General features: G+C 32.3%; 14 protein-coding genes. 4 read left to right on the forward strand and 10 right to left on the reverse strand.

Features of this window, described 5'->3' with window-relative positions; translation table 11 throughout:
• The first annotated feature begins 235 nt into the window (after positions 1–235).
• From mprF to MY490_RS18200, 3 genes are all read left to right on the forward strand, one after another.
• Positions 236–2,758, forward strand: coding sequence for a bifunctional lysylphosphatidylglycerol flippase/synthetase MprF (gene mprF, locus MY490_RS18190; protein ID WP_248266935.1), 2,523 nt, complete (start codon positions 236–238; stop codon positions 2,756–2,758).
• 206 nt (positions 2,759–2,964) lie between these two features.
• The gene (locus tag MY490_RS18195) at positions 2,965–3,420 is read left to right on the forward strand and encodes a MarR family winged helix-turn-helix transcriptional regulator (RefSeq protein ID WP_248266936.1); all 456 of its coding nucleotides are present in this window, start codon (positions 2,965–2,967) and stop codon (positions 3,418–3,420) included.
• 22 nt (positions 3,421–3,442) lie between these two features.
• Positions 3,443–3,862 (forward strand): organic hydroperoxide resistance protein, encoded by a 420-nt coding sequence (locus MY490_RS18200; RefSeq protein WP_097976564.1) that lies wholly within the window; start codon positions 3,443–3,445, stop codon positions 3,860–3,862.
• Positions 3,863–3,923: 61 nt separating this feature from the next.
• Here the strand turns inward: MY490_RS18200 and MY490_RS18205 are convergent, their stop codons facing one another.
• From MY490_RS18205 to MY490_RS18225, 5 genes are read right to left on the reverse strand one after another with little or no spacing between them, the layout of a single operon-like run.
• Positions 3,924–4,703: an ABC transporter permease gene (locus MY490_RS18205; RefSeq protein WP_248266937.1), complete on the reverse strand. Its 780-nt coding sequence runs from the start codon at positions 4,701–4,703 to the stop codon at positions 3,924–3,926.
• Between the two features lie 12 nt (positions 4,704–4,715).
• Positions 4,716–5,438, reverse strand: coding sequence for a phosphate ABC transporter ATP-binding protein (locus tag MY490_RS18210; RefSeq protein ID WP_248266938.1), 723 nt, complete (start codon positions 5,436–5,438; stop codon positions 4,716–4,718).
• A 60-nt stretch (positions 5,439–5,498) separates the two neighbouring features.
• Positions 5,499–6,299, reverse strand: coding sequence for an ABC transporter ATP-binding protein (locus MY490_RS18215; RefSeq protein ID WP_248266939.1), 801 nt, complete (start codon positions 6,297–6,299; stop codon positions 5,499–5,501).
• A 4-nt stretch (positions 6,300–6,303) separates the two neighbouring features.
• Positions 6,304–7,356, reverse strand: a complete 1,053-nt coding sequence (locus tag MY490_RS18220; RefSeq protein WP_248266940.1) for a FecCD family ABC transporter permease — start codon at positions 7,354–7,356, stop codon at positions 6,304–6,306.
• Positions 7,353–8,354, reverse strand: coding sequence for a FecCD family ABC transporter permease (locus MY490_RS18225; protein ID WP_248266941.1), 1,002 nt, complete (start codon positions 8,352–8,354; stop codon positions 7,353–7,355). The genes MY490_RS18220 and MY490_RS18225 overlap by 4 nt, the downstream gene beginning before the upstream one ends.
• A gap of 169 nt (positions 8,355–8,523) precedes the next feature.
• On the opposite strand from MY490_RS18225, the gene MY490_RS18230 reads away from it, so the two are divergent.
• Positions 8,524–9,483 (forward strand): ABC transporter substrate-binding protein, encoded by a 960-nt coding sequence (locus tag MY490_RS18230; protein WP_248266942.1) that lies wholly within the window; start codon positions 8,524–8,526, stop codon positions 9,481–9,483.
• A gap of 105 nt (positions 9,484–9,588) precedes the next feature.
• Here MY490_RS18230 and MY490_RS18235 read toward each other — a convergent pair whose 3' ends face one another.
• The 5 genes from MY490_RS18235 to MY490_RS18255 all read right to left on the reverse strand — a co-directional run bounded on the left by MY490_RS18235 (position 9,589) and on the right by MY490_RS18255 (position 14,737).
• Entirely contained in the window at positions 9,589–10,128 is a 540-nt protein-coding gene (locus MY490_RS18235) for a GNAT family N-acetyltransferase (protein WP_248266943.1), read from the reverse strand.
• 236 nt (positions 10,129–10,364) lie between these two features.
• Positions 10,365–11,066 (reverse strand): response regulator, encoded by a 702-nt coding sequence (locus MY490_RS18240; RefSeq protein WP_248266944.1) that lies wholly within the window; start codon positions 11,064–11,066, stop codon positions 10,365–10,367.
• Positions 11,032–12,666: an ATP-binding protein gene (locus MY490_RS18245; RefSeq protein ID WP_248266945.1), complete on the reverse strand. Its 1,635-nt coding sequence runs from the start codon at positions 12,664–12,666 to the stop codon at positions 11,032–11,034. Before MY490_RS18245 ends, MY490_RS18240 begins: the two co-directional genes overlap by 35 nt.
• 67 nt (positions 12,667–12,733) lie before the next feature.
• On the reverse strand, positions 12,734–14,239 hold the full coding sequence (locus MY490_RS18250) for a tripartite tricarboxylate transporter permease (RefSeq protein WP_432707092.1): 1,506 nt from the start codon (positions 14,237–14,239) through the stop codon (positions 12,734–12,736).
• Positions 14,240–14,284: 45 nt separating this feature from the next.
• The gene (locus tag MY490_RS18255; protein ID WP_248266947.1) at positions 14,285–14,737 is read right to left on the reverse strand and encodes a tripartite tricarboxylate transporter TctB family protein; all 453 of its coding nucleotides are present in this window, start codon (positions 14,735–14,737) and stop codon (positions 14,285–14,287) included.
• Positions 14,738–14,739 lie beyond the last annotated feature (2 nt).

Raw genomic sequence — 14,739 nt, forward strand, 5'->3', positions numbered from 1 at the left:
TTCATTTAAAAATATTCAAAAAATCATAAATTAGTCCTTTCATAATTTAACTTTAATACTAATCGCAAAATAGTCTTAAAATTAAAATCTAATTAACTTTTTAACTACAAAATAATAAGTTATTAAATTTTCTAGGACGTGTTAATATTCTTCTTGTTAAATAGTGGAATAATATGGAATACTAAAGCTAATAACTATTATTTTAATTGTTGAATAATAACTTCAGGAGTGTCTTATGAATAAGATTAGGATTAGTAAAGTAGGTTTATTTAAACTAATTTTCATTTCAATATTACTAGTTACATTTATATTCGTTGGAAAAAACGTACTATTAAACTTCGATTTTAAAATGTTCTTTAACTATATGGAGTCTCTTACATTAATACAGTACTTTTTAATTTTTGCATTAGGTATATTAGCCGTATCTCCAATGTTTTTATATGACTTCGTACTTGTAAGGCTATTGAATTTAGATTTCAGTTTTCGAAAAATATTAATGGTTGCTTGGCTTGCGAATACTTCCTCAAACCTAATTGGTCTTGGTGGGGTTGCAGGTACCACTATTCGAACACTATTTTATCGAAAAAATCGCACCGGACCAGAAATTGTTAAAGCAGTGAGTAGTGTAACGATATTCTTACTTTCTGGATTATCGATATTGAGCTTAGTTTTATTTACTGGAATATTTGATCTATCATTTTTAAATGAATATAAGTATTTATATATCGCTATTATCATTGCAATTTGTTATTTCCCGGTAATGTTTTTAGTCGTTTATTTAAAACGTAATTTTTTCTCGGAGAACTTCTCCGCAAAATATATGCTTTCATTGGTTGTCATTTCCTTATGTGAATGGTCTTTTATCTTATTATTCATTTACTTCATTTGTTTATTTTTACATATCGACATTTCAATCATTGAGGTTTTACCTGTTTTTTTAGTAGCATCTGTTGCAGCACTTTTAAGTATGATTCCAGGCGGCCTTGGATCTTTTGATTTTATTTTCTTACTAGGTTTTACATACTTTGGAATCGATAAGGAAACGACACTTCTTGTTTTATTGATTTATCGTTTCAGTTATTTCTTTTTCCCGTTTGCTTGCGGTATTATTTTAGCTCTTAAATTATTATGGAATAAAATCAATCAATCATTTAATAATATTCCAAATCAAATTTCTACTTATTTAGGGCATAAACTTATTACGATTTTAGTTTTTTTATCTGGTGTTATCCTATTAGTTTCTGCTGCTGTACCAAGCATGCTTTTAAGAATTAGTCTTTTAAATTTAATTTTACCTTCGACAATTATTAATATTTCACATTTAATTTCAGTCACAGCAGGCTTTACATTGTTAGGACTCTCTCGTGGAATTGATTATAAAGATAAAAGAGCATGGTATATAACACTTTTCATGCTAATTGTCGGGGCAGTTACAACGTATTCAAAAGGATTAGATTATGAAGAAGCACTTTTTGTATTAGCAGTTGCATTTATATTATTTATTTCAAAGAAACAATTTTATAGAGAAAGTTTCGTTTTAACTTGGGGTAAGCTTATTGTTGATAATTTTATTTTATTTTTCTTTTTAGGTAGTTATTTACTTATTGCTTATATCAATCTACCTCAAACAAATGTCAAAATACCTGCTAAATATTTACCTTATATACTGGTTAATTCGAGAGATATCGTGATTAGTGCAGTTCTTGGTTTTGCAGCTGCTTTACTATTTTTTTATATCGCATTTTTTAAAGTTAAAAGAAAACAATTTGAATTTATAAATACGAAAGCTGAAGAAGAAAAAATAAAAGAACATTTTAATAAGTATGGTGGTACAGAGCTTTCACATTTGGTTTTTTTACATGATAAATATTTATTCTGGGCTCAGGATGAGACAGTATTATTTATTTTTCAGCCATATGCAGATAAATTAGTTATTTTAGGTGACCCGGTTGGTGAAAAATCTCGTTTATATCCCGCTATTGAAGAATTATTAAACTATGCCGATCAATTTGGATATACACTCGTCTTCTACCAAGTAAACTCAAATTCACTATCCTATTTACATGAAAATGGATTTGATTTCTTTAAACTTGGTGAAGAAGGATTTACTGATATTTCAACATTCACTTTATCTGGAAAACGTAATAAAGGAATTCGTGCACTTTACAATAAATTTGAACGCGAAGAATATAGTTTTGAAATTGTTGAACCACCTTATTCAAATGAATTCTTTACGGAATTAAAGGAATTATCTCAAGAGTGGCTGAAAGGGCGAAAAGAAAAAGGATTTTCACTTGGCTATTTTGATGAGGATTACATCAAACTTGCGCCAGTAGCTATTATTAAAAACAATGAAAATAAAATGATTGCATTTGCATCCATTATGCCAAACTATAATGATCATACGATTTCAATTGATTTAATGCGTCATAGAGTTGACGCTCCAAAAGGAATTATGGACTTTATGTTTGTTAACTTAATTGAATGGTTTAGGTCTAGAAATTTTCATTATTTTAATGTCGGTATGACACCTTTAGCAAACGTGGGTCTATCTAAGTATTCATTTACAAGTGAAAAAATTGCAGCGCAAATTTATCAATATGGACAATTTTTATATCACTTTCAAGGTTTAAGAAGCTTCAAAGAAAAATATGTTAATTCTTGGACGCCTAAGTTTTTGGCGTATCATAAAAAAACATCCTTACCAATCACAATGCTACAAATAACTTCATTAATTTCTAGGTCTAGAAAAAATTAAATTTACAGCCAGTTAATGTATTGAACATTGACTGGCTTTTTTATGTTGGAGAAGCCTTTTCCCCCTTCAAACCTACTCAATTAATAATTAAAATAAATAAATTGGTATAAAATAATCGTTATTATCGCTTGCAAAACTATTTTTCATCAGTTATGATTGTGTCATATTAAATTGTGCACAACTAATATGTAAGGATGTTGATTCGAATGAATAAAGAAAATCAGCTTTTGCTTGAAAATCAATTATGCTTTTCAATTTATGCTTGTTCTCGAGAAATTACTAAATTATATCGACCAATTTTAGATGAAATCGGTATAACGTATCCGCAATATCTTGCCTTGCTTTCACTTTGGGAAAAAGACCAACAAACTGTGAAAGAACTTGGAGAGACTCTTTTTTTAGACTCAGGAACTCTTACACCAATGCTAAAACGAATGGAATCTGCGGGACTAATTTTCCGTAAACGTGATTCAAGTGATGAGAGAAAAGTATTTATTACATTAACTGAAGAAGGTACTAAATTAAAAGAAAAAGCTTTTTGTATACCTGAGAAGTTTTTCAAGGAAAGTAATACTACCCAAGAGGAATTTTTAACAATATTAAACCAAACAAAAGCATTATTAAAGAAAGTTCAATCTGCAAACGAAAATAAAAATAGATAATTTATATTAAGGAGAGATTGTAATGGAAAAATTATATACTGCTACAGCAACTGCAACAGGTGGACGTGACGGAAGGGTTATTTCATCAGATGATTTTATTAATTTATCACTTAAACCACCAGTGGAATTAGGCGGACCTGGTGGAGCAACGAATCCAGAACAACTTTTTGCCGCTGGCTATTCAGCTTGCTTTGATAGTGCACTAAATTTAGTAGCTCGCCAACAAAAAATTAAATTAGAATCTACATCAGTTACTGCAAACATAACAATTGGTAAAGACCCTGCTGATGGAGGTTTCAAATTAGCTGCTCAACTTGATGTAAAAGTACAAGGTGTTCCAACAGAGGTAGCTGTAGAACTAGTAAAAGCAGCTCATGGCGTTTGCCCATATTCAAAAGCAACTAGAGGAAACATGGATGTACAATTAAGAGTAATCGGATAATATTTAGCATAATGGGAGAAGGAGAAGAAAAAGTTTTTACTTACACCTTCTCCCTCTATCCCTATCCTTGTTCTATTATCGTTTCATATTTCAATGAATCATCTTTTGTGAAGAATTTTCTATAGGATAGAAGTGTTGAGGAGAATACACTAATTGCGATTGCGCCAATTAAAATACATTCTATGAGCAACTGATATTTAATCGCATATAAAGGACTTATACCTGCAAAAATCATTCCCGTCATCGAGCCTGGTAAAGTAACAATTCCTACTGTTTTAGCTCGATCAATTGATGGAATTAAGGCAGCCTTAATTGCATTTTTTATGACACTATTTGAAGCTTGTTTTGTTGTTGCCCCTAAGCATAATGCAGCTTCAATTTGATTTTTATTTGCCCGAATTTCAGCTCTGAGCCTTGTTAAGGCTAAGCTATTTGCATTCATTGATGTACTAATAATCATACTAGATATTGGAATAACATATTGAGCTTTTAATGCAATTTTGTTTGCTACCAATACGACTCCTAAAGAAATCATAACGCCTAGCAAAATACTAATAAATGAAATAAAAAATGCGCCTTCAATTTGTTGTGACCTTTTACTCGAAGTATAAGCACCGAATAAAATCATACAAAATAAAATAATGATGACAATTAAAAAATGCTCAATTTGCAGTATGTATTCAAGTACATAACCCATGATCATTAATTGAATGACGGCCCTAACTGAAGAAATGCCAATGTCTTTTTCAACACCAAGCTTTTGATAATAGGATAAGGCGATAGCAATCATAATTAATAAAAATGTCAAAGATACTCCTGTAATATGCAAATTACCTTCCATCATTTCACCTCTTTAAGCAATTGTAGAAAGAAAATTTTTCCCTAGTTCTGTGCTTGGATTCATAAAAAATTCATTAACTGGACTCACTTCTACTAATTTACCGTCAATTAGTAACCCTACTCGATCAGCTATTTGTTGAACTAAATCCATATTATGTGTAACAAGAATAATCGTTAAATTTTCTTCTTTTTTTAAAGTTACTAGAAGCTCCTGAATATGTAGAGTCGATTGTGGATCTAATGCTGAAGTAATTTCATCACATAATAAAATAGTTGGTTTCATTACTATTGCTCTTGCGATCGAAACTCTTTGCTGTTGACCAATCGAAAGTGTTGAAGCATTACGATCAAGTAATTTCGTCTCTAATCCTACTTTTTCTAATAAAGATTTCGCTACTGTTTTGGAATCTGTCTTGTCATAGCTACTATTTATTTTGACTCCATACAAAATATTATCCTCAACAGTCCCTTCAAATAATGAAGGAGTTTGTAGGATCATTACAGCACTTTTTCTTAAATTTTGAGGAGTCATTTTGTATATTGATTGTCCATTTAAATGAATTTCACCTTGACTAATTGACTGTAATCGATTTAATGTCCGAAGCAATGTCGACTTCCCCGCTCCTGAAGTTCCAATTAGGCAAAAAATCTCACCCTTATTCGTTTGAAAATGAATGTTTTTAAGGATTGAACTTCCCAAAATATCTACACTTATATTGTTAATTGATAAGGACATTCTCTCTCACCTCTTACTAAATGAAAGGTGCCCTATACAAGGACACCTTTTTATAATTAACTAAATTATTTTTCTTCCACGGCCATGAGGTATGCAAAGTGGCGTTCCGAATAATGGATCCTTCACAATATCGCAGTTCATACAGAAAACGTCACAGATTAAGTTCTGATTTATGATGTTTTCTGGGTCTCCTTCTGCGTATACATCACCGTTTAAAATTGCAACAACGTTGTGTGCATATCGACATGCTAAGTTTATATCATGTAGTACCATAACAATTGTACGCTGCTCTTTTTCATTTAATTCGTAAAGTAAGTCTAAAATCTCGATTTGATGTGTTAAATCCAAATAGGTTGTTGGTTCATCTAATAAAATTGTATCTGTGTCCTGAGCCAATGTCATCGCAATCCAAGCACGTTGACGTTGTCCACCAGATAAAGAATCGACTAATTGATCCTTTAATTCATGCATATTCGTCATTTTCAAAGCATGATTTACTTTTTCTTCATCTTCTTTTGACCATTGTTTTAACCAAGTTTGATATGGATATCTTCCTTGTTTTACTAATTGAAAAACGGTTAAACCTTCTGGTGCAACAGGACTTTGAGGCAGGATTGAAAGATTACGTGCAATTTCCTTTGTAGGTCGCTTACTAATTTCTTTTCCATCAAGTAAGATCGTTCCACTTTTTGGTTGAAGTAATCTTGCAAGTGAACGAAGTAATGTAGATTTTCCACATCCATTAGCTCCAATTAAAACTGTGATTCTTCCTTTTGGGACTTGAAAATTTAACTCGTTTATAATTGTACGATCATCATATGATAACGTTAATTTTTCTGTTTCGATTGCGCTCGTTGACATCTAATCACCTTTTTCCAGTCTTAAATAATAAATAGATAAAATATGGTGCACCAATTACAGCAGTAAATACACCAGCAGGTATTTGAATTGGACTAAACACCGTTCTTCCAATTGTATCAGCTACCAATACCATGATGGCACCGATGATTCCAGATAAGGGAATCAATACACCGTAAGAAGCACCAACTATTTTCCGAGCAATATGAGGTGCAATTAGTCCAACAAATGCGATTGCTCCTGCAAATGCAACTGCACCAGCTACTAATGCTGTACTTATAAATAACAAGATTAGGCGATTTTTTTCTACCTGAACTCCTAAGCTTGTTGAAACTTCATCTCCAAGTTGCTGCGTATTGATCTGTCTAATAAACGATAATGCTAATACGATTAAAACTAACGTCCAGACTGAAATGATTTTAACTTGTTCCCAGTTCGCTCCATAGACGCTCCCGGTTAACCACATATTCGCTTCAGTTGCTCTAAAAATAGGGCCAATAATCATAAAGAATGAAGTTGTCGCTTGAGCTAATGCCGAAAATCCTACTCCTACTAAAACTAATCTTAATGGTTTTAATTCCCCATCCTTATAAGCTAAAGCATATACAAAAACTAAACTTATGATGGCACCGATAAATGCCGCTAATGGTAGCCATTTTATACTTACTGTTAATTGATTAGTACGATTATCACTAAAAATAGCGAAAAATAATACAACGGCAGCGCCAGCTCCACCTGTTATCCCAAGAATATCTGGAGATGCTAGTGGATTTCTAACTAGCCCTTGAAGAATTGCTCCAGCAATCGCTAAAGAAATCCCAGCAAAAATTGCAATGATGATTCGTGGCATTCGAAATGCTTGAATAAATAATTCATCTATTTTTTCCCCTTCACCAAAAATAACAGATAATACTTTTGGAATTGAGATATAACGGTCACCTATGGTTAAGCTCACTATAAATGAACTGATCAGTAAAAGAAGGGCAATTATTAAAACGGAAAATGATCGTTTATTAAATAGTAGAGAAAAGTACTTGTTTCTTAATTTGATCATGTTCATTTTACTGTACCGCCTTTTCTTGCTAAGTAAATAAAAAATGGTGCACCAATAACTGCGGTCATAATACCAACTGGCGTTTCTTCTGGCATTAAAATGTAACGAGATCCTACATCAGCTAAAAGAAGTAAAATTGCTCCGAAAATGCCACAAAACGGAATCATCCAACGATAATCATTTTTAACGAACATTCTAACTATTTGAGGGACAATTATACCGACTAATCCTATTGGTCCTGCTATACTTACAGCACCACCGGCTAAAATGATGACTAATACAACTAATGTCGTTTTTAATAAAGCTGTATTTTGACCTAAAGCTCTAGATACATCTTCTCCTAACATGAATGTATTAATCTTCCCACCAAGTGCAAATGAGACTACCCAAGCTATTACGATATATGGTAGTACCATATGTAAAGAATCAAGTGAACGCCCTTGAACAGAACCAGCTAGCCAAAATAGTACTTGCTCTAATGCCACTTCGTTAGTTACTAGCAAACCTTGGGTGATTGAGCTAAACATAGCTGCAATTGAAACACCAGCCAAAGTAATTTTTAATGGTGTCGCTCCGTCTTTCCCTATTGAACTTAAACCAAATACAAATACCGCTGATAATGTAGCTCCCATAAATGAAAGCCATATAGTCGCATTAGGTGATTGTAAATGAAAAAAAGTGATACTAAGTACAATTAACATCGAGGCACCAGCGTTAATTCCTAGAACGCTTGGTGATGCTAGAGGATTTTTAGTTAAAACTTGCATAAATAAACCAGCGATTGCTAAACTTGCTCCTACTATTGCAGCAATAATGGCTCTTGGAACTCGAACATTTTGAATAATTAACTGTTCATTAGACCCATCAAATTGTGTAAATGAATGAATTAAGCTTGTAAAACTAGTATCCGTATACCCTAGTAAAATACTAGAAAAAAAACAGATCACTAATAATAAAATACAAGCAACTAATACAATAACTCTTGATCTTGGATGAATAAGCATTTTATATCCCCTACTATTCTATTCTCTTCTATTAGTCTAAATGATATGAATTATCAAGTCAATGAGAATGATTTTCATTTTCTTGTTGACTTCTAATCAAATCTTAATCTATAATGCTATTTGTCGAGGCAAATGATAATCATTATCAAACAAAAAGGGAGACCATTCTATGAAAAAACTAAAAATTTCCTCACTAATTGCTCTATTCATTGCAGCAATTATGGTATTAGGTGCTTGTGGCACAAAAAAATCAGATGAAGCTTCTGGTAAAGAAAGTAAAAAAGCAAATACAATTACGATTGAGCATGCAATGGGTAAGACAAAAGTTCCTCTTAATCCAAAAAGAGCTGTTATTTTAACAAACGAAGGAACTGAAGCTTTACTAGCATTAGGTGTGAAACCAGTTGGTGCTGTTAAATCATGGACAGGTAACCCTTGGTACGATCATATATCTAAAGATATGGATGGCGTAGAAGTTGTAGGTGTGGAAAGTGAAGTTAACCTTGAGAAAATCGCTAATTTAAAGCCAGATTTAATCATCGGTAATAAAATGCGTCAAGAAAAAGTATATGAGCAATTAAGTGCAATTGCACCAACCGTTTTCGCTGAAACATTACGTGGAGACTGGCAAGAAAACTTCAAATTTTACGCTAAAGTTTTAAACAAAGAAGAACAAGGTAATACAGTATTAGCTGATTATACAAAGCGTGTTGATGAACTTAAAGGTGAATTAGGCGAAAAAGTAAATCAAAAGATTTCAATGGTACGTTTCATGGGTGCTGATGTACGAATCTATCACCAAGATACTTTCTCTGGTGTAATACTTAAACAATTAGGTTTCCAACGCCCTGAGGAACAAAATGCTCCTGATTTTGCTGAAAAAGGTGTAACAAAAGAACGGATTCCAGCGATGGATGGAGATTACATATTCTACTTTACATTTGATGACGGTAAAGAGTCAGGCACTAAGCTTGAAAAAGAATTTACAGAAGATCCTTTATTCAAAAAGTTAAATGCTTCTAAAAATGGGCATGTTATTAAAGTAAATGATGTAACTTGGAACACTGCAGGTGGAATCAAGGCTGCTTACTTAATGTTAGATGACATTGAAAAGATTTTTACTAAATAATAGAATTTAAAAAGGTTTACCTTTATTGTCAGATTGAATGACAATTTAGGTAAACCTTTTTTGTTAAAGTCAGGATCTACTAATTTCCATTCCTGCAATACTTGCTTATCCCACTTTCCCCTCTTCTTCAGCATTTCCTGCAAATAATGTAAGCAGCATATGCTCTTGGTCCCAATATTCATTGTTAAATTTTAGACTATTAGGGGTTTTTGCAAATGTTTTGAATCCTAGTTTTTCATATAGTTTTTTTGCTGTTTCATTACCTTCTACGATATTTAATGTAAGTTGTTCAAGTCCAAAGCTTTTCGCTAAGTGGATCGCTTCTTCAATTAAAAGATAGCCTGCCCCCATTTTTCGAGCGCTAGGAGAAACATAGACAGACTCAATTTTTCCTTTATGCTCTGCTTTAACTTTTTCAAATGTTTTTAAAGTTGCTACTCCAATTAATTTCCCTTTGTCAGTAAATGCACCGATCGTATAGTTTTTATCTTGATCCAATATTTCTGCTTTGTATTCTATAGGGTCATCTTGATCAAGTATTTCATCCATAGTTGTAATAAAAACTTCAGGATTCTCATTTAAACCTTCTAAACGAATATTAAGATAGATTTCTGCATCTTCTTTAGTTAATAAACGTATTTTCATAATTTTCCCTCCGTAATTGTTGCAAAGTATATTGTATAGAACAAATGTAAGGTTTTCAACGCTTTCACAAACGATACTCTAACAAACTGATATTGTCACAAACTTGTAAAAAACATAAAAAAACGCTTGAATACCAAGCGTTTAAACGATCCTCTTATCATGATTTTTCACAATTCCTGTTACAGAAATGTTAGGTTTGTCATAGTCATTAAGTAAACTTTACTAAATCTCGGAATCTAGTTTTTTATTAAATAAACTCTTTCTGGCCTGCCAATCGTTCCATACGCTAAATCCGCTAATACTTTCCCTTCAGATACTAGATATTCTAAATATCTCCGGGCAGTAGTACGGCTAACGCCAATTTCTAATCCTATATTCTCAGCAGTCATCCCGTTATGAACTTCTTTTATCGCAAATAACACTTTATCTAAAGTAAGCTTATCAATGCCTTTAGGGTATATACTTTGCTCTTCAATTATCGAATTATTTTTTCCGATTAAACCATCTATTTCTTCCTGAGTTAGATAAGCACTTTTGGATTGTAGGCTTTGCACTTTATTTGAATAATTTACATAACGAATTAAAGACTTTTTAAACCGATCAAAAATAACTGGCTTAATAATAAAATCAAATACACCATAATGTAAGGCCTTATTAACTGAATCGATTTCTTTAGATGCAGTAATCATAATAACATCTGCCAAAATTGAATTTTTTTTCATCCATTGTAAAAAATCTAAACCATTCATATCCGGAAAATAAACATCTAATAATACTAACTGCGGTTTTAGAATTTCAATTAAATCAACTGCATCTTGATAATTTGTTGCAATACCAATTACACTAAACCCTTCTATTCTTTCAATAAATCGCTGATGAATTTCTGCAATTCTACTATCATCTTCAACTATTAACACTTCTATTAAATTCTTTTTCATCGTATCTGTTACTCTCCTTTTGGCTTTTCGGAATGGCAACAATAAATGTAGTTCCCCCATGTTCGTTTGAATGAAAAGTAATTTGTCCGTTTAATTTATGGAGCAATCTCTGGACTAAGTGAAGTCCAATCCCTGAGTTTTTAGATTGCTCCTTAGTAGAAATACCATATTCAAAAATCTCATCGATTAATTCCTCAGGGATACCATTTGCATTATCCTCAATTTCAATCACTAAATCTTCACCTAAATCAGTAAGAAATAGTGAAACAAGCTTTTCTGATTTATTTGTTTCTAATACTGCATCGAAAGCGTTATTTAATAGATTTCCGATTATCGTTATTAAATCTTCCCTATTAATTTCTTTTGGGACATCTGCAAAACTACTATTATAATCAATGTTAAAGTCTACTTTTAACTCATTAGCTAAACTGATTTTGCCTAAAAGAAGTCCTGCAACAACTGGGTCTGAAATTTCTTCCATAATAAAATGGATAATATTTTGAGTTATATTTGATTCCTTTGAAATTAATTCAATCGCTTCTTGATAGGATTCAAGCTGTATTAAGCCTAAAATTGTATGCAATTTATTAGAATATTCATGTGCCTGTGCTCTAAGGCCTTCTGAATATGCTTTTATTTGCGATAGTTCATTTAGTAATTTATTCAATTCTGATTTTTCCCTAAAGGTTGTTACTGCTCCTACAATTTTAGAATTCACTCCTACAATCGGTATACAATTAATAATCATTACTTTTTCATTTATTAAAAACTCTAAATCATAAATTGGCTTACCAGTTTCCACTACTTTCTTAAGATGCGAATTATGCAATATGTCTTCTATTTTTAATCCTCTAAGCTTTATATTATTAGGAATAGACAGTACTTTATGAGCATTTTCATTTACTACCGTAATTTCTCCGTATTCATCAATCGCAATAATCCCTTCATGAATCGATTCTAATATTGCGTGTTTTTCTTTGTACATCCTTCCAATTTCTTTCGGCTCCAATCCGAAGATCGATTTTTTAATATTAAATGAAATTAAAAAAGCTGCTCCTATTCCAAGAAGTAAGATGACAATACTATTTTTTATTAGTTTTTTACTAAATGCATTTGCCTCATGGTCGATATCTTTTATTAAGTAGCCTACAGAAACAACTCCAATTACATTTCCATTATCATCAAAAATAGGAGTTTTTCCCCTTAAAGAAGGGCCGAGTGTCCCAGTCGATTCCGATACGATTTCCTGTCCCTTAAATACTTTATTATTATCCCCCCCTACCATTTTCTGACCAATTAGTAATGGGTTTGGATGTGAATAACGTATTTCATTTTTATTTCCGACAACGATAAATTCCGCTCCAACCTTCTTTCGAATCTTTTCAACGATTGGCTGAATGATTCCTGATGGATTTTCACTTGAAAATGCTTCACGTACTTCTGGCATATTTGCCACTGTTTGAGAAATGGCTAAAGCCTTTAATCCCTTTTCATGTTTAAGGTTTTTTAAAAACATTTCTTGTGATACTATTTCAAAAACACTACTAATAACTAAAATGAGAACAGAAATAAAGATGATTAACTTATAATGTAAACGCATAAAATTTCTCCTTATATTTTTATAATAATCAAAAAACTCCTTTTATTAAAGGAGTTTTGTTAGAAATTTATGCTTCTACATTAATAACTACTTCCTTACCCTTCAATTTAATCATAATTGGAATGAGGATCCAAAGTAATCCAATTATTAAAAATACTAATGAAATAGGATGAGTAAAGAAAATACTATAATCACCATTTGATACAGTTAAAGCTCTTCTTAAATTATTCTCAATCATTGGACCTAAAACGATTCCTAATACTAGTGGTGCGATTGGAAAATCATTTTTTGAAAGAAAATACCCGAAAATACCACAAGCTATTAATAGAAGTAAATCATTTACAGATACTTGTACTGCATAAACACCAAATATTGAAATGGCTACAATTAGTGGCAATAAGTATTTCTTTGGCGTTTGAATAATCTTAGCAAATATTTTTACTAAAGGCATGTTTAAAATAATCAGCATTACGTTACCAATAAACATACTCGCAATTAATCCCCATGCAACATCAGGATGTTCATCGAATAGAAGTGGTCCCGGTTGTATGTTATACATCATTAAAGCACCCATTAGGATCGCAGTTGTTCCTGAACTTGGAATTCCTAAAGTTAATAAAGGAATCATCGCTCCTCCAGACGCGGCATTGTTAGCTGACTCAGGAGATGCAACACCAGCAATTGTACCAGTTCCAAACTTTTCTGGCGTTTTACTAACCTTCTTTTCTAAAATATAAGCAAAAAATGAAGCTAAAATAGCACCCGCTCCCGGTAATAACCCGACGAAAAATCCTAATATAGAGCCCCTAGCGATTGGTGCTACACTTTCTTTTAATTCTTCTTTAGATGGTAATAAATTATTAATCTTTGCCATCTCTCCATCTTCTACTTCATTTTCAATAATTGTTTTAAATACTTCCCCTAGAGCAAATAATCCTACCGCTACTGTTAAAAATTCTAACCCCTGATATAGCCATGGGATGTCATATGTAAAACGAGAAACACCTGACACGGAATCAATTCCAATTGTAGCTAGTAGTAATCCAAAGATTGTCATAATTAATGCTTTTGTTACCGACTTTCCTGCTAGTCCACTTACTGCACATAAACCAAGAAGCATTAATGAAAAATATTCTGCTGGTCCGAACTTAATTGCTAATGCAGATAATGGTTTTGCTAAAACGATCAGTGCAATAAGAGTAAAAATTCCTGCTACAAATGAACCAATTGCGGCAATTGACAAAGCACTTCCTGCTCTACCTTTTTTAGCCATTTGATAACCATCTAAAGTCGTCACTACCGATGAAGATTCACCTGGAGTATTTAATAGAATTGATGTAGTAGAACCACCATACATAGCACCATAATAGACACCAGCTAATAGAATAATTGCACTACCCGCTGCTTGCTCAGGTCCTAAAAAGCCAGTTACCGAAGCAGTAACAGGTATTAGTAACGCGACCCCACTCATTGGCCCAATACCAGGTAATACTCCTACTGCTGTACCAATTAATACTCCGGCAAAAGCAAACAATAAGTTGTACCATGTAAATGCAGTTTCAAATCCCTGCATTAAATATTGAAAAGTACTCAAGTTAATAACTCTCCCTTCTTTTTTCTAAAACCAAATTGACCAAACAGGTAAAGTTCCTTTTAATACATCCACAAAAATGAAATAAATAATGAGTGAATAACCTAATGAAATCGAAAGTGATTTTATCCAGTTTCCACGCTCCATTGTTTGAATTGCTACAATTAAGAATAAAAACGAACTAATAATAAAACCGATTTTCTCAAGTAAAAGCGCATAAAGAATAGCTGAAGCTAGGATGATAAAAAATTGCTTATAATTATATTGAACTGCTTCCATTTCTTTTCCCTTATAAAAAAATGTTTCGTAAAATAACCTACAGCTTAATAAAGAAAGCGCACAGCCAAGTATAAATGGAAAAACATTCGGACCAACCACACTTCCATAAGCAGTGGCTGCTATACTCCGACTTTCTATAATAAAAGTAATACCTGTAATAAGAAAAATGATTGCTGCTAATCGATCAAATTTTTTATTCATGA

Source organism: Gottfriedia acidiceleris (genome assembly GCF_023115465.1).
GTDB lineage: Bacteria > Bacillota > Bacilli > Bacillales > Bacillaceae_G > Gottfriedia > Gottfriedia acidiceleris_B.